A 20,290-nucleotide genomic window follows, 5' to 3' on the forward strand; every position below is an offset into this window, starting at 1 on the left:
AAAACACCTGTTCGGTGAGGGCCGGTGGCGCTCGTTACGTTCAATTACATCCCCGTACATGTCGGGTCTGGAGCCGGGAGGGCCGATCCCTAGAATCCTAACAAAAAATCATCTGCAAATACGAAGCCTTCCCAAATGAATCCCAAGCGCATCCCGAAAGTGTTCACCCCCATCAGCCAAAGTGGCAATCGCCTCAAGCCGCTGGCGTTCTTCGTTGCCGTCGCCATCAGTGGCGGGGCCATGGCTGCCGACGGCAAACCCCTTGAACTCGACGCTACACAGATCGAAGACAGTGCATTACTGCCTGCCGACGATGCCGGCCAGTTGGGCTACACGGTCGAGAGCACCCGCAGCTCCACTGGCCTGGCACTGACGCCACGGCAGACACCGCAATCGGTTACCACCATCACCCGCCAGCAGATGGATGACCGCGACATCCATACCATCGAGCAGGCATTGGAAACCGCCCCAGGCGTAACGGCCAACAAGTCCGAGGTGGGTGGGCGTACCGACTACCGTGCCCGGGGCTACTCGATCAGCAACTGGAAGGTCGACGGCCTGCAGACCCAGGGCGGTTCCGACTTCAGCGGCAGTGGCAACGCACTGAACATGGACCTGTACGAACGCATCGACATCGTGCGCGGCGCCAACGGCCTGCTGGGCGGCACCGGCGACCCCTCCGCCACCGTCAACCTGATCCGCAAGGCACCGACCAAGACGTTCGGCGGCAGCGCCTACGCCACTTACGGCAGCTGGGACAAGCGTCGCCTGGGTGCGGACCTGAATCTGCCCCTGTCCGAGGATGGCCGCCTGCGTTCGCGCTTCGTGATGACCCAGCAGGATGCCAACTCCTTCCGCGACAACCAGTCCGAACGTTCCCCCGCCGCGTTGGCCAATTTCGAGTTCGACCTGGACGACGCCACTACCTTGGGCGCTGGTTACCAGTATGAATACAACAAGATCGTGGGGGGCGGCTGGGGCGCGAACGTTCCGATCTGGTACCGCGACGGCAGCAAGACCGACTTGCCGCGCAGCACCAACGTGGTGCCCAGCTGGAGCTTTGGCGAGTACACCACCCGCACTGCGTTCGGTTCGCTCGAGCACCGCTTCGACAACGACTGGACGTTGGACCTGAAAGCCGCCCAGGCCACCACCGAAGCCCTGAACCATCGCGGCCTTGCCAAGGTGAACTCGGCTGGGCGCGGCAGCTACGGCGGCTATTGGGACCAGGACGGCAGCGGCGCCGTACTGAATGGTTTGCACAGCTCCAGCGACACCACCCAGCAGTCCGCGCAGATCGACCTGTCCGGCCCGTTCCAGCTGTTCGGCCGTACCCACCAGGCCATGGTCGGCTACAACGACAGCCGCACCGTCGGCTGGTCGCCTCAGTACACCTGCACCATGGTCGGCGACGGCATGACCAGCGCGCCTGCAGTGGGTTGCCAGTTCCGCGCCAACAACGGCTTCCCGGTGACCGACTGGCACAATGGCGTAGATGACGACTACGACCTCATCGCCTCGCGCACCGGCCTTCACAGCAAAACCACCACCCGCCTGCAGGGCATGTACGCCGCCACCCGCCTGAGCATTACCGACCCGTTGTCGGTGATCGTTGGCGTGCGCACCAGCAACTATTCTTCGGTCGCCCGCAGCGTGGCCGGCGAGCGCAGCAGCCAGGAAGAGAACGGCATCGTCACCCCCTACCTGGGCGCGGTGTATGACCTCAACGACAACTACTCGGTGTATGCCAGCTACACCGACATCTTCACCCCGCAAACCTCTGAAACCAGCAGCGGCAGCAAGGTCGAACCGATTCGTGGGAAAAGCTACGAAACAGGTATCAAGGGTGAGTGGTTCGATGGCCGCCTGAACGCCTCGGCGGCCTACTTCCGCACCAAGCAGGAAAACAAAGCCGTGCTCGACGGCGACCTGACCACACCGACCGGGGCCAGCGCCTACAAGGCGGGCTCTGGCGTGGAAACCGACGGTATCGACCTGGAAGTGGCAGGCGCGCTGACGCCCAACTGGAACGTCTACGCCGGTTACACCTACCTGCACTTCCGCCGCGTCGACAGCGACGGCCGCAGCGACCCGTCGCACCTGTTCAAGGCCTCGACCACCTACCGCCTCAGCGGCCCGCTCGACCGCCTGACCCTGGGCGCCGGCGTGACTGCGCAGACCAACATCCGCGCCATCTCCAGCCCAGCTGGCCAGCCCACGAACGGTGTGAGCAATGGTGCCACTGACGTGAACTGGTCCGGTTATGCCATCTGGAATGCCATGGCCAAGTACCAGCTGACCGACAACACCAGTGTCAGCCTCAATGCCAACAACCTGTTCGACAAGCACTACTACAGCCAGTACGGGTTCTATGCCGGGGCGATTTATGGCGACCCGCGTAACCTGTCGTTGACGGTAAGCACTGCGTTCTGATCAAGCCCTTCCACAAGGCCTGGCGCTGTACCTGTAGGAGCGGGTTCACCCGCGAACACCGGCGAAGCCGGTGCCTGCACGCGCATCGCCCGCTCCCACAGAACCAGCGCTGGGTTCAAGGCCTGCGCTGGGCCGCCAAGCGGCCCTTTCTTACCTGGGCTCTACCGCTTGCCCTGGATCAACCGGCTTCTCCAACTGGCCCTCGAAGCTATCCCAATCCTCGCCAAACAGCTCCACCGGATGCATGGTCCGGTCTGCGCCATTGCCACAGGCTAGCGCCTTGGCAGGGCAGTACAGGTCGCAACCCCAGCAGATACGCTCGGGGTGGCGAGGGTTTGTGGGGAATCTCTTGGCCATGCTCATCCTCCCTCAGGGCTGCCTGATCTGAACGTAAACCCCTCGCCCAGCCCGTCGTTTGACCGCCATCAATCCATTGGCGAACCACTGAGGTGAATGTTTTACAATCTTGCGAGCCTCGCTTTGGCGGGGTATCGCAGGGGCGATGATGCAACTTGCTGTATCGCAAAAGGAGTTGCTTTGGTGCACCATTCAACCGGCAAGCGCGGCGTGAGTTACGATCCGCCGCAACGGAGGCAACGCAGGGACATTCCATCCATCGTGCGCTGGGTGACGCTGGGCGTTGTGGTCGTCTGGTTGGCACTTGTGGCAAGCCTGGGCGGCTGGATAACACAGCGCCTTACGGCAGAAGAACTCGACAACCTGGCGGCAGGCGCCGAATACGAAGCCCAGATTACGGGGCGAATCGTAGACCGCCTGTTCACCGAAATGGCCAGCGTGGCCAACATGGTGGCCCGTCAAAGCGAAGTGATCCAACTCGCTGCCCGATATCGCCATGATCCGCCCGGCTTCGCCGCACTCACGCGTGAGGAGCGCGCTTCGAAGTTCACCCGTGACCCGCTGGTGCGAAGCGTGGGTGATTTCATGGATAGATTGGCCAGCGATCTCCACTATGGCCGTATCTACATGAACAATCTCTCAGACGATACGGTGACGGCCAGCAACTGGGCGGAGTCATTCAGCATCGTTGGCCAGATCTATACGGGCAGGGCCTACCTCATCGACGCATTGCGCACCGGCAGTGGTGAGATGTTCGGCATCGCCCGCTTGAACAAAACCCCCTCCTATTTCGTCGCCAGCCGCATCGACGATGCTAACGGCAAGCCACTTGGCTCTGTCACGGTCAAGTTCGATGCCCCGGACATAGCCCTCTACCTGACAGGGCGTCACATTGCCTTGATAGTGAACCGTCAGGGCCGTGTGACCACCGCGTCCAGCGAACTTTTCATGCTGCGTAACGTGGTGACACTGCTCCCGCCCGATATTCGCAGGCCTCTGGATGGCGACGAAGAGCCGGGCGAGCCCATGGATATCCGCGCTGTGGCAGACGCGGGTCAGGCCAATCAATGGCTCATTGACGGGCACCCTTATCTGGTGCATCGCCAGCCTCTGAACGACGCGCAATATCAGCTGCTGACGCTGGCAAAGCTTGATCACCTGCAGCCGATGCGTCAGCAGTACTACTGGACCGGAGCCTCTGTGGCAGCGCTCGGGTTGATCTTGATCTTGCTCTCCAGCCGTGTGGCCGGGCAGATGCTATTGCGCCGCCAGGAAGAACGCTATGCAGCCAACTATGACGCGCTGACCGGGTTGAAGAACCGGCGCGCGATCCTGGCTGCCTTGCATCGGCATTTCGCGTTGGCGAAGCGAACGGGCCAGGGGGTGCTGGTGGCATTTATCGACCTCGATGAATTCAAGGCCATCAACGACACCTACGGGCACGAGGTGGGGGACAAGTTCCTGATCGAAGGCAGCCGGCGCTTGCAGAGCGGGTTGCGAGCAACAGATGAACTTGGGCGCTGGGGTGGTGACGAGTTCGTTGTGATCGGCTTGACCGCTTCGATCAACCCGGACGAAATGGCCAAAACTGCCGCAGCGATGCGCAGACGGCTGGTGCCGCTGCTGATTGGTAGCTACGAGTTTGACGACTACCGGTTCGATTACGCGGGTGCGAGTTTTGGTATTACGAGTGTTGATCCCGCTGCGACTTCGCTGCAGGCCGCGCTTAAAGCGGCGGATCAGTTGATGTATGCCGATAAAGAGGTGCGGCGGGGGTTGCGGAGGGTTTGAGAGGGGGCTGCTGGATCGAAAGCAAGCACCAAGCTTTCGGGAGTGGCCTTCGCAGCCCGCCCCTAAGCCAGCAGTCTCTCGCAGCTTGTTGCATCCACCGCCGCATCCAGCTCAGCCCCAGCCAAATGCATTGCATAGTGTTCCATCAGCTCCGACTCCCAAGAGGCGACCTCATCCAATATGCCTGCCGCCTCATCTTCCGTCAGTGCAAAATGCTTATGCTGGCTAAGCAAGTTGGCTCGACTTAGAAGGGGACCGTTGATACCAACATCCATTGACAGTCCCTGTGCAGGCCCCTCTCCCAGTACTGGAAGAACGTCATACATTGGCGAGAGGCGCCAAGCGCCTTCCTGCCATATCACAGCGTGGTTACGAGGATGATCGTCACTGTTCCCTACGAGAGCGTTATAGGCCATTCGCCTGTAGAGCTCCTGCCTATCAGCATCTGGCGCGCCTCTGCGGTACAACTCATCGGCGAGCGCCGCGTAGATCCACCCATTGTTGCGCTGCGCATGCCATTCGGCATCGAGAAGAGTTAAGCCACTCATCATCGGGATGCGCCGAAACCGCGCATCATTCTCTGACCATTTTCGGTCAAATCGCTCTACTAGCAGCGTGTTGCCTTTTTCACTTTGATGGAGTGCTGTCCGGGCGACACTCATTCCCTTGGTAGCCGCAAAAGTCATGCAGGCATACTCAAATTTCGGTAGGTCGTAGTGATCAAATTTATCGCGTGGCTTAGCTAGAACCAGCTTGTGATCAAAACGGTACGTACGCTTGGGCCTGGCACCACCCACTGCTGAGCGCTGATCCCGTATTCTCAATGCCTCCAGCTGCTCTGCGCTCAGCTGGCTGTCATAGATCGCAGCGCAAACCTCTATGAAGTGATCGAGCCCTTTGGCTTCAAGCATTTTCACCGGCCTTTCGCCTATGCCTGGCCGCGGTGTGCGAACTTCGCCAGCCATGATATTTCCGGCGCGATCTTCGTTGGGAGACAGCAGCAGGAGCTGGATCGGAGTGAGTTCTCCCTTTAGGGTGCGGCGCAGCAGTCGTTCCCCCCAGCCATCTGGCATCGCATCATCAATGAACCCAGGAACACCGCCATTCTTATGTACCGGAAAGGGTCGAGCGGAGAGCGGATATCGTATCGGGTCGGGCACCCAACGCTTGGCATCCACGATCTCCGGCGCATAGACGAAGGTTCCCGTGCGACCAGCAAGGGTCAGCCTACCCAACGTCACAGTCTCACCTGTTTCCGGACACTCCATGTAGATGTAAGCGCGTGACATCAGAAGTCCTCCGCGTTGCTGCGCGGCAACTTTACGCGCTTGGTCGTGTTGGTTTCTAAAGAGTTGAGATCAAGCGCAGGGTCATCAATCAGCGCCTGGAAAACCCGGTCAGAGATTCCAACGGTGAACAGCGCGAGCATGAAATCGCGCAACGAAACACCGTCAGCCTTACCCCTCTCGAGGTGACGAACAGTGCGGAGAGAAATTCCAGCCAGGTCCGCAAGGTCAGCTTGCCGCATTCTCATGCGAAGACGAGCCTCCTTCATCAGAAGGCCTATACGGTGAAGCACCGAGGTGCTTTGAACAGGGAAAAAGTCTTTCATAAGGTGGCACCAACCGACATCCTACAGAGGATAAGGTACTACCAATCGCACACTAAGAGAATTTTGCAGGGAGTTAAGAGTTCATTAAGTAGTACCTTATAGGCGTTAAGATGTCATGAAGTGATACCTTATAAGGGGATTGAACTAGCACAGGTAAGCCACGGTTGTGGTTCTGGACGATAGATCTGCGTCGCTTCGGCACCAGTCCAGGCCAGATCAGGCTTCTGCTGCGACTGGCGGTTTCTGGCCAATTGCGCTCAGCGTGACCATCAGGATCACTGTGCCATTGGCTTTTAATAAGGTTAGGTGCATGGGAGCGGGGCAGTTCTGTAGCCTCGTTCCAATGAAGCCGCTGGGACTAGTGCGATCGGTGGATAACTTCATAGCGAGCTTGAGGAAGAATGCGGCGGGCTACTCGGTTCGCATGGCACTGCTGAGGCGCGTGAGATTCTCAGGCGCCTGGTTCGCGAACTGATGCTGCGTCACACATGCTCATCGCGGTTTGCCTCCAGAAACGGGCTCCATCAGGTTGTGATTATCGGGGGGTTGGGGCTGCTGCGCAGCCCATCGCAGGCAAGCCAGCTCCTACACCGATCGTGGTGGCTTCAGGGCATCTGGAAGGCAGGGGCTTGGGGGCTGCGGGGGGAAAACAAAAAAGGCCCACCTTTCGGTGAGCCTTTTTTGATACTGCGTATGGTGCCGGCACCAGGAATCGAACCCGGGACCTACTGATTACAAGTCAGTTGCTCTACCATCTGAGCTATACCGGCAATGGGGCGTCATTATAACGATCGTTTGGCGCCTGTAAACCACTTCCTTGCGAATGTTCGCAAAAGACCTAAGTCACCGGCCTAAAAGGAGAATTTTCCTACCAGCCGCGGTGGATGGTGTTGACGCTTGGCTCGCTTTTGCCTGGGTTGAAGAACAACTTGTCGTTGTCGCAGCCGCGCTTGCGGCAGGGGCTTTCGGTGCGCAGGGGCAGGCCGTTGTCGCCGCCCAGTTGCATGCCGGGGTGGTTCCAGCCCAGGTTGCTGTTTGGGTGAGGCGAGGTGCCGCCGGCGCAGCCGGTCAGGGCCAGGGCGAGGGCGAGGGTCAACAGGGCGAGGGGTTTGGCTTGGGTCACGATGGTCAGGTCCGTTGGTCCATTGTCGGTTCTGGCGCAACGCCAGAAGGCCGCGAGGCTGGCGGGCAGCGCGCGACGTCACTTTTTAATGATTTGGGGGGCGGATGATACACCGTTACGGCGGTGGGGCATTAGCCTTGTGTTGCCTGATAGGGCCTCTTCGCGGGTGAACCCGCTCCCACAGGGATCGTGTGAGTGCGGCAATTTGCGTAAGGAAATTCTGAACCATGGGGCCAAAAGCTTCTGGGTTTGGATGCTTCGGAAGTATCCTACGCGCGCCGCCGAAGTATCGCTGTTGTCGGGGAAGTGGCTCACAGATACCGTTTTCGGGTCGCTCAGGCGACCGGGTGTGAGAGCCCGACTTTGAATAAGCGCTACCTGTCATGGTGGCCGTACGTGGGCAGACCTCGGTCTGGCCGGGCTTCCTTATTCACTCGGTTTCTCACCCCGCGTACGGCTGCCGCCCCAAATCCGTGAGAAAGATTTTTGGCAGCCTCCTTTCGTGAATGAGGATTTGCCATGAAACAAGATGAGCCAGTCACCACCGCAGGCGTGGAAACCTTCCTCGCTGCCGGTAACCCATCCCTCAATCTGCTACGCGTGGAGCCCGGTGTCCCTGTGGATGCTGCCTACGAGCATGTCTCGATCCTGATGGGCTACATCAAGCACCTGGTGCGTGAGGGAGATATGGAAGACGACCATAAATTCCTGGGTGCTGCCGATTACCTGTGCGACATGGCCAAGGCGCTAATGAACGATATCGAGATCGCCAAAGGTAAGGCGCACTGAAATTTTTGCTCCCACAAAAGCCGCTTGCGCCAACCACAACAAATGTTTATGCACAAGTGGCATTTGGGACTTGCGCGAAAGGCATGCCGGATCGCTCCGCCGCTTGTCTTTGCGCAAACGCCTGTTTTTACTGGCCTTGAGCTGCAACCCGGAATAAGCCAAACGCTTGAAATAGCGCTTGGATCCAACAGGTAATCAAAAGCTTGTTCACAGACTTATCCACAGGTTGTGCTGCGGCTAACGGTCGCGTTCCGCGAGGATAAGCAGGTTGCGTGGGGTCAGTGGATAGTCGCAAAACAGGCCCAGGCGAACGGCGTAGCCTTGTTCTTCGAGGAACAGGGCGCGATCGAGTACCAACCACAACTCCAGCGGCCGGCGGAACAGGTTGCGTACGCGCTCCAGGTTGCGTACCTCGGCCAGGCGCTGCCAGCCGGCGACCTCGAGGGCGGCCCAGTCCGGGTTGCCGGTCAAGGGCAGCTGTTTGAGGTCGGCCAGGTCGCGGCAGTATTGCTCGAAGGGCTTTTCCAGCCAGGCTACCGGCAGCGACGGCGTTGGCAGGTATTCGCTGCTTTGGCGCTGCTGGCGTTGCAGCAGGTCGAAGCCCAGGCGCCGGGCCATCGAGGTGTCGCGCTGGCGCCGCACGCGGGCGCCGGCGGTGACGGTTTCGCTCAGGGGCAGGCCCAGGTCGTCCAGCGATAGTCTTAGGGCCGACGCCTGCGCGGCTGTGGATAACGCCTGATACTGCAGCGCCGCGATGCGGTTGTAGCAGCAGGGGGCTACGGCGAGTTGCCGGCAGCCTTGCTGGCTGGCCAGTTGCATCAGGCGTACATGCAGGTCGCCACAGGCATGCAGGGCGACCACGCTTTTGCCGCCGGCCAGGTGGCGGGCGCTGTCGCTGGCCATCACATCCTGGTGTACGTGCTGTGCTGGCAAGTGATGGTGGGCGCTCAGGGCCTGGCCGGCGGCGACCAGTTCGGCGTCGTACTCCAGGCAGGTCAGCTGTTGGCCAGGTTGCAGCAGGCGACGGCCGAGGTGGCCTTTGCCGGAGCACCAGTCCAGCCAGTGGCGGGGCGGCTCGCGAAAGGCCAGGTGGCTGGCGAAGGCTTCGATCTGCTGCCATTTGCGGCCGGGGACGGCGACGTCCAGGCGGTGAGCGGCAGGTGGCAAGTCGGTTTGAGGGAGGCTGCCGAGGGCGGCGAGCTTTTGGGCTTGTTCGGCCAGTTGCGGGAAGGGCGCGGGCAAGCGGTCAGCGGCGCTGTCGGCTTCGGCGTCTGCCAGGGAACATTGGCGCAGGTGGGCGGCAAGCTCTGGGTGGGTGGTTTCCCAGGCCAGTTGCAGGGTGGTGAAGGGGCGGGGTTTCCACAGCTGTTGGTGCTCGATCAGGAACTGGTCGAGGGCCTGGAAGCGGGTGCTTAGGTGGTGGCTGTGGAGGTGGTTGGACATGGGTAGATGTGTGTTGGTTTTTAGGGCCTCTTCGCGGGCATGCCCGCTCCCACAGGTATAGTGCACAGGCTAAGCATTGTGCAGTACCTGTGGGAGCGGGCGTGCCCGCGAAGAAGGCCAGGAGATGTCAGCGCCCTTGGCAGGCATCCACGCGCAGCCAGCGCTCCAGCAGCTTGAAGCCTTGTACCAGCAGGAACGAGATCACCAGGTAGAACACGCCTGCGGCAAAGAAGATTTCCACCGGCAGGTAGGTGCGGGCGATGATGGTACGGGCCATGCCGGTCAGTTCCAGCAGGGTCACAGTACTGGCCAGCGCACTGGCCTTGAGCATCAGGATCACTTCGTTGCTGTACGCCGGCAGGCCGATGCGCGCAGCACGGGGCAGCATGATGTAGAACAGCGCCTTGCCACGCGACATGCCCAGCGCCCGCGCCGCTTCAATCTCACCTTTGGGGATCGACTGCAGGGCGCCGCGCAGGATCTCGGCAATGTACGCGGCGGTGTGCAGGGTCATGGTCAGCACCGTGCACCAGAACGGATCGCGCAGGTACGGCCACAGCGAGCTGGAACGCACCGCATCGAACTGCGCCAGGCCGTAGTAGACCAGAAACAGCTGCACCAGCAGCGGCGTGCCGCGGAAGAAGAAGATGTAGCTGAACGGCACGGCGCGCACGTACCAGCGGCGCGAGGAGCGGGCGATGCCCAGCGGGATGGCCAGGATCAAACCGGCAACCACGGCAATGGCTACCAGCTCCAGGGTCAGGACCGCACCCTCGGCCAGGCGCGGCAGCCATTTGAAGATGACTTCCCAATTCATTATTCAGCCCTCGCAAAGCCGCGAGCGGCGCGTTTTTCCATGAAGTACATGCCGGTCATGGCAATGACGGTCAGGCCCAGGTAGATGCAGGCCGCGACCATGTAGAAGGTGAACGGCTCCTTGGTCACGGTCACGCCAATTTGCGAGTGACGCATGATTTCTTCCAGACCGATCACCGACACCAGGGCGGTGTCCTTCATCAGGATCATGAACAGGTTGCCAAGGCCGGGCAGGGCGATGCGCCACATCTGCGGCAGGATGATCCGCGAAAGGATGCGGCCCTTGGACAGGCCCAGCGCCAGGCCAGCTTCACGGTGGCCCTTGGGGATCGCCAGGATGGCCCCACGGAACACTTCGGTGGCGTAGGCGCCAAAGCACAGGCCCAGGGCGATTACACCCGCCGCGAAGGCGCTAAGCTCCAGGCCCGGCATGTTCAGGGCTTCGCCGAGGCTGTTCATCAGCCCGACGGTGCCGAAATAGATAAGCAGCACCCACAGCAGTTCCGGCACGCCGCGAACCAGGGTGGAGTAGAAGCCGCCAAGCCATTGCAGCGGCTTGAGCGGGGAGGTCTTGGCCAGGGCGCCGAGCAGGCCCAGCACCAGCCCCAGCAGCAAGGCGCAAAGCGCCAGTTTTACGGTCATCAGGGTGCCGGCCATCATGGCCGGACCGAATCCGTGCAGGTCGATATTCATGGGCAGGTCATTTTAGGGACTGGCGCGCCACGTGGGCGCGCCGGTCAGGGCGGGTCATTCGATGCTGAACGGGAAGTACTTGTCGTTGATTTTCTTGTACGTGCCGTCGGCCTTGATTTCGGCCAGGGCTTTGTTCAGGTCGTCGCGCAGCTTGGTGTCACCTTTGCGCACGGCAATGCCGATCTTGTCGCTGTCCATCACCGGCTCGCCCTTGAACTCGAAGTTCGAGCCGTCTTTGCTCTTCAGCCACTCGTACTGCACGTACTTGTCGGCCAGGATGCCGTCGATGCGACCGGACACCAGGTCCAGGTAGGCGTTTTCCTGGGTGTCGTACAGCTTGACGTCGACGCCCTTGAAGTTGTCTTCAAGGTAGGTGCCGGCCAGGGTTGCACGCTGGGTGCCGATGACCTTGCCCTTCAGCGACTCTTTGTCAGTCTTGAAGTCGACGTTTTTCGGTGCGATGAACTGCAGCTTGTTGGAGTAGTACGGCTCGGTGAAGTCCACGGCCTGCTTGCGCTCGTCGGTGATCGACAGCGAAGACACCAGGAAGTCGAACTTCTTGGCGTTCAGGGCCGGGATGATGCCGTCCCAGTCGGAGGTGACGACCGAGCATTCGACTTTCATCTTGGCGCACAGGGCGTCGCCGATGTCTTTGTCGAAACCAACCACGTTACCGCTGGCATCCTTGTTGTTGAACGGTGGGTAGGCGGCTTCGATACCCATGCGCAGTTTTTCTGCGGCCATGGCGTTTGCCGACATCACCAGCGTGGCAGCAGCTGCCAGGAGGAACTTCTTGTAAGTGTGCATGTATTGCTCCGTTAGCGGTGGCTTGACATGAATTGCTTGCAACGCGCCGAGTTCGGGTTCTCGAAGACCTGCTGCGGCGATCCCTGCTCTTCGACCAGGCCCTGGTGCAGGAAGACGACTTCACTGGACACATGGCGGGCAAAGCTCATCTCGTGCGTTACCAACAGCATGGTACGGCCTTCTTCGGCCAATGCGCGGATAACGTTTAGCACTTCCTGGACCATTTCCGGATCGAGGGCCGAAGTGGGCTCGTCGAACAGGATGACTTTAGGCTTCATGGCCAGGGTACGGGCAATGGCGGCACGCTGTTGCTGGCCACCGGAAAGCTGGGCGGGGTAGCTGTGGCGCTTGTCGTAGATGCCAACCTTGTTCAGCAGCGCTTCGGCGGCTTCGATGGCCTCGGCCTTGCTCTGGCCGAGCACGCGGCGTGGCGCCTCGATGATGTTGTCGAGGATCGACATGTGCGGCCACAGGTTGAAGTTCTGGAAGACAAAGCCGATTTCGCTGCGCAGGCGGTTGATCTGGCGGTTGTCGGCGGCGACCAGGTCGCCGTTTTTGGCAGCCTTGAGCTTGAGGGCTTCGCCGGCCACCAGGATTTCGCCCTGGTGCGGGTTCTCGAGCAGGTTGATGCAACGCAGCAGGGTGGACTTGCCGGAGCCGGACGACCCCAGGATGGAGATCACGTCACCGTCGCGTGCGGTCAGCGAAATGCCCTTGAGAATTTCCTGCTCGCCGTAGCGTTTGTGCAGATTGCGGATTTCCAGCGCGGGCGTGGCCTGAGCCATGTGCGGTCCTCATGTGTTCGGGTGCGTTCCCAGCTATTGGCTGCCTTCCTGGCGTGCGCCAAGCTAGCATAGCGGCATTATGGCGGCCAACAGGGTTGCCAGGGACTCGGGGCACTGGTGGGGCAGTTTGTCGCATCGCTGCAGCGCAACGTCGCGCAGATGTCCGCGAAGGTGTCGCCCAGCACCAGAGCCTTGATGAAAAAAGGCGCGATGGTGCCAGCTTTAGCCTGCTCATGGAAGCGGTTTTGGCCCATTCGAGGGGTAAACCCGACCTTTAGGTCAGGCCACTCCAGTGTGAGCGGGGCTACCCGCGAATACGCAGTCAGGCTGAACGGTTGTACCTCAAGGTTGCACTTTTTGGCATTGCGTTGGTGCACAGGTGTTACCGGGGAGCACCTTTGGTGCGTTTGTAAGTGGGTATTTCAGTAATCCGACGATTTGGCGTCCTTTCGGTCAAGGTCTGGCCGAAAGCCCTCCAAACCGCGTCCTAAAAGGCCCGCAGAATTTTCTGACGAATGCATTCAGCAGGTGGCGCGCTTATTGCCAGTAGGAAACCGCCGATTGCAGCGACGCCTAGGTCAACCCCTGGCGCGCTCCGTTTCCGCAGTCGGAGTGGTCCACTCCTTACAAAGGTAGTTTCAATGAGCGGTAACAATTCCAATGACCTCGCTCAGGGGCTCAAACAACGGCATGTGACCATGCTGTCCATCGCTGGCGTCATCGGTGCCGGCCTGTTCGTAGGCTCCGGCCACGCCATCGCAGCTGCCGGCCCGGCCGTGCTGCTGGCTTACGCCGCCGCCGGTACGCTGGTCGTGCTGGTCATGCGCATGCTGGGTGAAATGGCGGTCGCCTCGCCAGACACCGGTTCGTTCTCAACCTATGCCGACCGCGCCATCGGGCGTTGGGCCGGTTTTACCATTGGCTGGCTGTACTGGTGGTTCTGGGTGCTGGTGATACCGCTGGAGGCCAACGCCGCCGCGGCCATTCTGCATGCCTGGTTCCCTGCAGTTGACCTGTGGGCCTTCTCCCTCATCATTACCCTGGCGCTTACCCTGACCAACCTGTGCAGCGTGAAGAACTACGGTGAGTTCGAGTTCTGGTTCGCCCTGCTCAAGGTGCTGGCGATCATCGGCTTCATCGCCGTGGGCTGTGCGGCCTTGTTCGGCTTTGTGCCGAGCAGCCAGGTGAGCGGTGCCAGCCACCTGTTCGACACCCAAGGCTTCATGCCTAACGGCCTGGGCGCAGTGCTGGCAGCCATGCTGACCACCATGTTCTCGTTCATGGGTACCGAAATTGTCACCATCGCCGCTGCCGAGTCGAAGGACCCGGGCAAGCAGATCAGCCGCGCCACCAATTCGGTCATCTGGCGTATCTGCCTGTTCTACCTGGTGTCGATCTTCCTGGTCGTTGCCCTGGTGCCGTGGAACGACCCGGCCCTGGCCGAAACCGGTTCCTACCAGACCGTGCTGAGCCGTATCGGCGTGCCGAATGCCAAGCTGATTGTCGACATCGTCGTGCTGATTGCCGTGACCAGCTGCCTGAACTCGGCGCTGTACACCTCTTCGCGCATGCTGTTCTCGCTGAGCAAGCGTGGCGACGCCCCAGCCATCGCCCAGCGCACCACCAAGGCGGCGACCCCGTACGTGGCGGTATTGCTGTCCACTGCAGCGGCATTCCTCTGCGTGTTCGCCAACTTCGTGGCCCCGGCCCAGGTGTTCGAATTCCTGCTGGCCAGTTCTGGTGCCATTGCGCTGCTGGTGTACTTGGTGATTGCCATTTCGCAGCTGCGCATGCGTGCCAAGCGTGAAGCCAGTGGCGAGAAGATTGCCTTCAAGATGTGGCTGTTCCCGGGCCTGACCTGGGCGACCATTGCCTTTATCGTTGCCATTCTTGTGGTAATGGCCCTGCGTGAGGATCACCGTGCGGAGATCATCGCGACTGCGTTGCTGAGCATTGGTGTGGTAGCGGCTGGCTTGCTGGTGCACCGCAAGCGCGAAGCTGCCGGGCGGGTGGCGCTGGATAACTGATCCGCGCTGTCTGAAATGAGAAGGCCGCGCCCTGTGAAGGGTGCGGCCTTTTTTTGTTGCCTGTACCGGCCCTATCGCCGGCAAGCCGGCTCCTACAGGAATCTTGCTGCACTCAGGCCTGTCATGAACCTGTGGGAGCTGGCTTTCCGGCGATAGGGCCCTTGCAGGTTAAATGGCCCTGTCAGCCAAACTGCTTCTGCTGTTGCTGCTGCTTGGCCACCAGTTCGGATGCGGCGATGTAGGCATCCTGGAACTCATCGCTTTCCAGCCAGGCCATGGTGGCCTCTTCGTCAGCGCCGTCCAGCCATTTGCGGTAGGCATTGAACACCAGCACGATGTAGTCGGTAGCGTGCTCTTCCTTGTGCCCCTTGAGCACCAGGGCCAGCAGCGGGTCCACCAGGAACACCGAGATCATCGGCACCAGGCCGCCTGCCTGGGCTTCCTTCATCTTCTCGAACATCGCGTCGTAGCTGCCCGACTCCATCGCCTTGTTGTACACCTGCTCGACGCTGGCGCTGTCGCCGGCACTGGGCTTGACCGCCTGGCCGCTGCGTACCATGCGGTTCTGCTTGGCCTTGCTGGCGGCGCGCTTGGCGCGTTTCTGTTGCTTGGTAGGGGTGGCCATGGGGTGAATCCTTGGGGTGTCTGAAAAGTGCGCGTATTGAAGCGCAGTTGCAGGGGAAACCCAAGTGTTGTGCAAAGGGGCTGAAAGGCAGCCCCGGCAATCAACTGGCTACGCCTATCGGTTCATCCTCATCGAATCCCCGCGATGCCCGACCCGCCAGCAGTGCATCGGAGCATAGGCCGCGCTGTGGTCCTGGTGGGTAATCCAGTGAATGCACGTGCTCATAAACGGTTTGAAACAGCTGCCAATTGGCTGTAGTGTTAACTGTGGTTTACATTTTCTCCCCATGCGTACATTAATTCAAACCGAAACCTACCGAAGGTGGTTCGCTGCTTTGCGGGACTCGCGTGCAAAAGCTCGCATAAACCTCCGTTTGCGTCGGGTGGAGCTTGGAGGGATGGGGGACTGTAAGCCGGTTGCTGAGGGAGTGTCCGAGCTTCGGATCGACTATGGTCCGGGCTATCGGGTGTATTTCGTTCAGCGAAGTCATGAAGTGATCATCCTCCTGGCGGGTGGCGACAAAGCTAGCCAGGCCAGGGATATCAAATCTGCTCTTACTATGGCTCGCGACCTCTAGGAGGCCACCATGACAAATATCAAACTGACCAAATGGGACGTTGTGGACCATTTGAAGACGGAAGAGGACATGGCCTTGTACCTTGAAGCCTGCCTGGAAGAGAACGATCCGGCACTGCTTGCGGCTGCGCTGGGTGATATCGCTCGTGCTCGCGGCATGGCGCAACTGGCACGTGATACCGGGCTGACGCGGGAAGGGTTGTACAAGGCGCTGTCCGCTGAAGGTAACCCGAGCCTGGCGACCATCATGAAAGTGATGGCAGCGCTTGGGGTGAGGCTGCATGCCGAGGTGTTGCCACGCTCTACCGGGTAAAGCCATGTTCGGGTTTGGCAGCAGGTGGGATAGCTGCCGTATGCACAGCACAAATCACAGGCAACAAAAAACCCGCACTAGGCGGGTTTCTTGTTGTCGCTTCGGGTAACTTTGCAACCACCAGAAGCTGAAGGTGGTGCCCAGAGACGGAGTCGAACCGCCGACACGAGGATTTTCAATCCTCTGCTCTACCGACTGAGCTATCTGGGCGACGAGGTGAATTAAATAGATTTCCGGACCGCTCGTCAACGACTTTTTGAAAAAATTTTAAATTAATTCCGTCGCTTACGATTTTTGGGGTCATTCGGCCGGTGGAACGTAGCCTTCCGCCTGGGCGTATTCTTCGCCGGCGAAAAACTTGTCCATCTCTGCCTGGAGGAATTTGCGGTCCTCGGCGTTCATCATGTTCAGGCGCTTTTCGTTGATCAGCATGGTCTGGTGCTTCTGCCAGTCGGCCCAGGCTTTCTGCGAGATGTGTTCGAAGATGTCCTGGCCCTTGGCGCCGGGGTAGGGCGGGCGCTCCAGGCCTGGCAATTCTTCGTTGTACTTGCGGCACATCACGGTGCGGGTCATGGGGCATCTCCTGCAATCAGTTCGTCGGCTGCGCGTTCAAGCAGCTTTTTGACCGGGGCGGCGAGGCCCAGGCGCGGCGGGGTGGCGAGGTTATACCAGAGCCAGTCGGCCTCGGCCATGTGCTCGCCGACCAAGTCGACGCGCACCAGCCAGGGCTCGATTGCCAGCTGGAAGTGGCTGAAGGTATGGGTCAGGCCTTCCATGGCCCGGCTGCCTGCCAGGCGCAGGCCGTGCTGATAGGCCAGGTCGTCGAGCTGTGCGAGGTCGTCCAGCTCCGGCAGGCTCCACAAACCACCCCAAAGGCCGCTGGAGGGGCGGCGATAAAGCAGGATGGCGCCTTCGTGGTTGGCCAGCAGTGGCATCAGCGTGCGCCGTTGTGGCAACGCCTTGCGCGGCTTGGGCTCCGGGTAGCGGGTTTCTTCGCCGTGCAGGTGCGCCTCGCAGCCGCGCTGCAACGGGCAGATCAGGCAACTGGGCTTGCTGCGGGTGCACAGCGTGGCGCCCATGTCCATCATGGCCTGGGTGTAATGGTTGGCGCGCTGCAGCGGGGTGAAACGCTCGGCCGTGGCCCACAGCTGGTTGGCCACCTTGGGCTCGCCGGGGTAGCCGGCCTGGGCGGTGTAGCGGGCCAGCACGCGCTTGACGTTACCGTCCAGGATCGGCGCGCGTATGCCCATGCTGATGCTGGCGATGGCGCCAGCGGTGGAGCGGCCGATGCCGGGCAGCTCGGTGAGCTGCTCGACACTGCGCGGGAATTCGCCGCCATGTTGCTCGACGACGATCTTTGCCGCCTTTTGCAGGTTACGTGCGCGGGTGTAATAGCCCAGGCCCGTCCACAGGTGCAGCACTTCGTCCTCCGGCGCCTCGGCCAGGGCCTGCACGGTTGGCAGGGCCTGCATGAACCGGTCGAAGTAGTTGAGCACGGTGCTGACCTGGGTCTGCTGCAACATGATTTCCGACACCCACACCCGGTACGGGGTGATGCCCTGTTGCCAGGGCAGGTCGTGCCGGCCGTGCTCGTCGTACCAGTCCAGCACAGCGCTGGAGAACTGCTCGGGGCTCATCGCTTGAACAGCCCCTTGAGTGCGTCTTTTACTTCCGGGCTCACTTTGTCTCCGAGTTTCTCTTCGAGCTTTTCATCAATCTTGTCTTGCAGGCGGTTGCCGGCCAGCTTGGCGGCAACTTTGCCCATGCCGCCCTGGTCCAGGCGGCAGGCCTTGGCGCCCAGCTCCAGCGGGCCACGGCAGCGCAGCGGCACTTCAACGCCCACGTAGCGTTCGTTGACCTGGCAGGCCGGGTCCGGCATGGCCCGCTGGTCGCCTTCGACAATCACGCCGACGTTGTAGTCCATGCCCAGCACGCGCAGGTCGAGGTCGCCATGGCCGTTGACGGTCAGGCCCGGGATGCGCGCCTTGAGGTCCGGGTTGCTGGCAACGCCATTGCGCACCACCAGGCTGCCGCGCAGTTCCTGGAACGGGGTGTCCTTGCCGCGAGGTTCGCCGCTCAGGGTCTTGCGGTTGAGGGTGGCGATGGCCTGGCACAGCTGCTGTTCCAGGTTGGCATTGACCAGCACGCCATCATTGATGGTGAACTTGGCGCTGCCATTGAGGGTGTCGACCAGGGCTTTCTGGCTGTTGCCGGTGGCGGTCAGGTCGCTGGTCAGGGTCAGCAGGCCTTTGACCGGTGGTACCTGGTCCGTGCCTTCGGTCTTGATGAAGTGCTCTACCGGCACCCGCTGGATGTTGGTGTTCACACCCAGTTGCGGTACGGCAGGGCGCACGTCGACCGTGCCCTTGGCTTCGAAGGTACCGTTGTACAGCTCGCCGCGCAGGGTTTGCAGGGTCAGCAGGCCGCCTTGGCCAATGGCCTTGAGCTGGGCGTCTTCGATCGGCAGCTTGTCCACGGTCAGCGAGCCAAAGGCCAGGTCGGCTTGCAGGTCGAGGGCGCGCAGGCGGTCGACCGGCAGCAGCTTGTCGTCGCTCCAGGCCACCTGGGTCGGGGCGTTGGGCAGTGGTGTGGTGCCGGCACCGGCCACGGCGCTGGCTTCTTGCTGCTTGACCTCGGCCTGGCGCGCGGCAGTGGCGCCCTTGGCCTCTTCGCTTTTGGCTGGCAGGTAGCGGTCAGCGTCGAAGGTATCGCCCTTCAGTTGCAGGCGCAGGGCCTGCTTGGCGAAGTCTTCCACGGCCACACGGCCACTGAAGGTACTGTCGTCCAGCTTCACGGCCAGGTCTTCCAGGGCCAGGCTGTTTGCTGTGCCCTGCAGACGGGTCACCAGCTCCAGCTTGGCGAAGGCTGCCGGGTCGTTGGTGGCCGGCAGCGTGCGGCCGATGCTGTCGAGGAAGGTGCGCAGGTTGAACTGGGCGATGGACAGGCCACCGCTCAGCTGTGGTGCCTTGTCCAGGTCGCGCACATTCAGCTCGCCCAGGGCGCGCAGCTGGTTGGCCGAGACTTTCAGGCCGTTCCACGAGGCGACATTGGCTGCCAGGTCGACCAGCAGCTGGCCTTGGGCGGCGAAGGTCACGGTCTTGCCGCCGGTTGGCTCACCCGAGGTTTCGCCCGACAGGCGCATGTCTTCGAAGTTGTAGCGCTTGAGCTTGCGGTCGAAACGCAGCTCGCCGGCCAGTTCGGTGCGGGCCTTGATGTTCGGCTCGCTGGCGCTGATGAAGGCACTGGCCTTGAGCGGAATGTTGGCGCCTTCGTGGACCGGCCCCGTGCTCAGCTGGATGCTCTCGGCGCTGTAGCTCTGGCCGGTCTTGGCATCGGTGTACTGCACGCGGGCGTTGTTCACGGTCAGGCTGTCGATGTCCAGCTTGACGGCCCGCTCGTTGCCGTTCGCAGGCGCCGGCTTCTGTTCGGCAGTTGCCTGGGCGGGGGCATTGGCCTGCGCATCGGCAGGGGTGCCCTTCTGCGCGGGCAGCGGCTTGCCGATGTCTTCCCAGTTGCCATGGCCTTGCTCGTCGCGGGCCAGGGTCAGGTTCAGGCCTTCGACGCGCACGTCGCTCATCTGCACTTCGCGGCGCAACAACGGCAGCACACGCACGGACAGGCCGAGCATTTGCAGGTCGGCGAACGGCTCCTTGGGTTTGGCCAAGGTGGCGATGCTTGCCTCGTGCAACTCCAGGCCCAGCCACGGGAACAGGCTCCAGCCGATGTCGCCGTTGAGGGTCAGCTCGACGTGAGCCTTGTCCCGTGCCAACTGGCGAATCTCGTCTTTGTAGTCGTTGGGATCAAAGAGGTGGGTCAGGGCGAAGCCCAGCGCCACGATGATCAGCAGCAACCCGAGAAGCCCCAGTCCCAGGATTTTGCCGAACGCTTTCATGGGCGAGTCCTTGTAGTCCGTTAGTGAATTCAGGCGACAGAGTATAACGCCGCGGTGGTTGTCCCTGCTTATTCGACTAGAGATACAGGGCATTTCCTACGGTTGAAGCAGATGGTACGGCTTTCGGTGGGCAAATGTTTGCCTGTGCTGGCCTCTTCGCGGGCATGCCCGCTCCCACAGGTACTGCAAAGGCCTGAAGGGTGTTGAA

At 61.1% G+C, this 20,290-nt stretch carries 19 protein-coding genes and 2 tRNA genes; 6 read left to right on the forward strand and 15 right to left on the reverse strand.

Going from position 1 to position 20,290, the window contains the following annotated elements:
* Window positions 1–135: 135 nt before the first annotated feature.
* Window positions 136–2,433 (forward strand): TonB-dependent siderophore receptor, encoded by a 2,298-nt coding sequence (locus MRBLPB4O_RS01295; RefSeq protein ID WP_341797324.1) that lies wholly within the window; start codon window positions 136–138, stop codon window positions 2,431–2,433.
* Window positions 2,434–2,583: 150 nt separating this feature from the next.
* Here the strand turns inward: MRBLPB4O_RS01295 and MRBLPB4O_RS01300 are convergent, their stop codons facing one another.
* On the reverse strand, window positions 2,584–2,790 hold the full coding sequence (locus MRBLPB4O_RS01300) for a DUF3079 domain-containing protein (protein ID WP_014860378.1): 207 nt from the start codon (window positions 2,788–2,790) through the stop codon (window positions 2,584–2,586).
* 180 nt (window positions 2,791–2,970) lie between these two features.
* On the opposite strand from MRBLPB4O_RS01300, the gene MRBLPB4O_RS01305 reads away from it, so the two are divergent.
* Window positions 2,971–4,581: a diguanylate cyclase gene (locus MRBLPB4O_RS01305; protein ID WP_341798849.1), complete on the forward strand. Its 1,611-nt coding sequence runs from the start codon at window positions 2,971–2,973 to the stop codon at window positions 4,579–4,581.
* Between the two features lie 62 nt (window positions 4,582–4,643).
* Here the strand turns inward: MRBLPB4O_RS01305 and MRBLPB4O_RS01310 are convergent, their stop codons facing one another.
* The 4 genes from MRBLPB4O_RS01310 to MRBLPB4O_RS01325 form a co-directional block, all read right to left on the reverse strand.
* Window positions 4,644–5,870: a type II toxin-antitoxin system HipA family toxin gene (locus MRBLPB4O_RS01310; protein WP_341797325.1), complete on the reverse strand. Its 1,227-nt coding sequence runs from the start codon at window positions 5,868–5,870 to the stop codon at window positions 4,644–4,646.
* Window positions 5,870–6,193 (reverse strand): helix-turn-helix domain-containing protein, encoded by a 324-nt coding sequence (locus MRBLPB4O_RS01315; protein WP_019750201.1) that lies wholly within the window; start codon window positions 6,191–6,193, stop codon window positions 5,870–5,872. Before MRBLPB4O_RS01315 ends, MRBLPB4O_RS01310 begins: the two co-directional genes overlap by 1 nt.
* A 694-nt stretch (window positions 6,194–6,887) precedes the next feature.
* Window positions 6,888–6,963, reverse strand: a tRNA-Thr gene (locus MRBLPB4O_RS01320).
* Window positions 6,964–7,061: 98 nt separating this feature from the next.
* Window positions 7,062–7,316 carry a hypothetical protein gene (locus MRBLPB4O_RS01325; RefSeq protein WP_341797326.1) on the reverse strand — a complete coding sequence of 85 codons (255 nt, stop codon included), beginning with the start codon at window positions 7,314–7,316 and terminating at the stop codon, window positions 7,062–7,064.
* A 519-nt stretch (window positions 7,317–7,835) separates the two neighbouring features.
* On the opposite strand from MRBLPB4O_RS01325, the gene MRBLPB4O_RS01330 reads away from it, so the two are divergent.
* A complete protein-coding gene (locus MRBLPB4O_RS01330) occupies window positions 7,836–8,105 on the forward strand; it encodes a DUF3077 domain-containing protein (protein WP_016497590.1) in 270 nt (89 codons plus the stop codon).
* A gap of 237 nt (window positions 8,106–8,342) precedes the next feature.
* Here the strand turns inward: MRBLPB4O_RS01330 and MRBLPB4O_RS01335 are convergent, their stop codons facing one another.
* The 5 genes from MRBLPB4O_RS01335 to MRBLPB4O_RS01355 form a co-directional block, all read right to left on the reverse strand.
* Window positions 8,343–9,548: a methyltransferase gene (locus MRBLPB4O_RS01335; RefSeq protein ID WP_341797327.1), complete on the reverse strand. Its 1,206-nt coding sequence runs from the start codon at window positions 9,546–9,548 to the stop codon at window positions 8,343–8,345.
* A 127-nt stretch (window positions 9,549–9,675) separates the two neighbouring features.
* Entirely contained in the window at window positions 9,676–10,365 is a 690-nt protein-coding gene (locus MRBLPB4O_RS01340; RefSeq protein ID WP_016484493.1) for an ABC transporter permease, read from the reverse strand.
* The gene (locus MRBLPB4O_RS01345; RefSeq protein ID WP_016497593.1) at window positions 10,365–11,057 is read right to left on the reverse strand and encodes an ABC transporter permease; all 693 of its coding nucleotides are present in this window, start codon (window positions 11,055–11,057) and stop codon (window positions 10,365–10,367) included. Before MRBLPB4O_RS01345 ends, MRBLPB4O_RS01340 begins: the two co-directional genes overlap by 1 nt.
* A 54-nt stretch (window positions 11,058–11,111) precedes the next feature.
* Window positions 11,112–11,864, reverse strand: coding sequence for an ABC transporter substrate-binding protein (locus MRBLPB4O_RS01350; protein ID WP_003255747.1), 753 nt, complete (start codon window positions 11,862–11,864; stop codon window positions 11,112–11,114).
* An 11-nt stretch (window positions 11,865–11,875) separates the two neighbouring features.
* Window positions 11,876–12,649: an ABC transporter ATP-binding protein gene (locus tag MRBLPB4O_RS01355; RefSeq protein ID WP_016484496.1), complete on the reverse strand. Its 774-nt coding sequence runs from the start codon at window positions 12,647–12,649 to the stop codon at window positions 11,876–11,878.
* A gap of 641 nt (window positions 12,650–13,290) precedes the next feature.
* On the opposite strand from MRBLPB4O_RS01355, the gene gabP reads away from it, so the two are divergent.
* Window positions 13,291–14,676 carry a GABA permease gene (gene gabP / locus MRBLPB4O_RS01360; protein ID WP_258654705.1) on the forward strand — a complete coding sequence of 462 codons (1,386 nt, stop codon included), beginning with the start codon at window positions 13,291–13,293 and terminating at the stop codon, window positions 14,674–14,676.
* A 181-nt stretch (window positions 14,677–14,857) separates the two neighbouring features.
* Here the strand turns inward: gabP and MRBLPB4O_RS01365 are convergent, their stop codons facing one another.
* Window positions 14,858–15,301 carry a hypothetical protein gene (locus tag MRBLPB4O_RS01365; RefSeq protein ID WP_151326440.1) on the reverse strand — a complete coding sequence of 148 codons (444 nt, stop codon included), beginning with the start codon at window positions 15,299–15,301 and terminating at the stop codon, window positions 14,858–14,860.
* 286 nt (window positions 15,302–15,587) lie between these two features.
* Between MRBLPB4O_RS01365 and MRBLPB4O_RS01370 the strand changes: the two genes are divergently transcribed.
* Both MRBLPB4O_RS01370 and MRBLPB4O_RS01375 read left to right on the forward strand, forming a co-directional pair.
* Window positions 15,588–15,878: a type II toxin-antitoxin system RelE/ParE family toxin gene (locus MRBLPB4O_RS01370; protein WP_341798850.1), complete on the forward strand. Its 291-nt coding sequence runs from the start codon at window positions 15,588–15,590 to the stop codon at window positions 15,876–15,878.
* 9 nt (window positions 15,879–15,887) lie between these two features.
* Window positions 15,888–16,190: an addiction module antidote protein gene (locus tag MRBLPB4O_RS01375; RefSeq protein WP_341797328.1), complete on the forward strand. Its 303-nt coding sequence runs from the start codon at window positions 15,888–15,890 to the stop codon at window positions 16,188–16,190.
* A gap of 134 nt (window positions 16,191–16,324) precedes the next feature.
* On the opposite strand, the gene MRBLPB4O_RS01380 is transcribed toward MRBLPB4O_RS01375, so the two are convergent.
* The 4 genes from MRBLPB4O_RS01380 to MRBLPB4O_RS01395 form a co-directional block, all read right to left on the reverse strand.
* A tRNA-Phe gene (locus tag MRBLPB4O_RS01380) sits at window positions 16,325–16,400 on the reverse strand.
* A 90-nt stretch (window positions 16,401–16,490) separates the two neighbouring features.
* A complete protein-coding gene (locus tag MRBLPB4O_RS01385; RefSeq protein ID WP_086976938.1) occupies window positions 16,491–16,763 on the reverse strand; it encodes an oxidative damage protection protein in 273 nt (90 codons plus the stop codon).
* Complete coding sequence (mutY, locus tag MRBLPB4O_RS01390) at window positions 16,760–17,827, reverse strand: A/G-specific adenine glycosylase (RefSeq protein ID WP_341797329.1); 1,068 nt, start codon at window positions 17,825–17,827, stop codon at window positions 16,760–16,762. Before mutY ends, MRBLPB4O_RS01385 begins: the two co-directional genes overlap by 4 nt.
* Window positions 17,824–20,082, reverse strand: a complete 2,259-nt coding sequence (locus MRBLPB4O_RS01395; RefSeq protein ID WP_341797330.1) for an AsmA family protein — start codon at window positions 20,080–20,082, stop codon at window positions 17,824–17,826. The genes mutY and MRBLPB4O_RS01395 overlap by 4 nt, the downstream gene beginning before the upstream one ends.
* Window positions 20,083–20,290: the final 208 nt, after the last annotated feature.

It is taken from the genome of Pseudomonas sp. LPB4.O (assembly GCF_038383825.1).
GTDB lineage: Bacteria > Pseudomonadota > Gammaproteobacteria > Pseudomonadales > Pseudomonadaceae > Aquipseudomonas > Aquipseudomonas putida.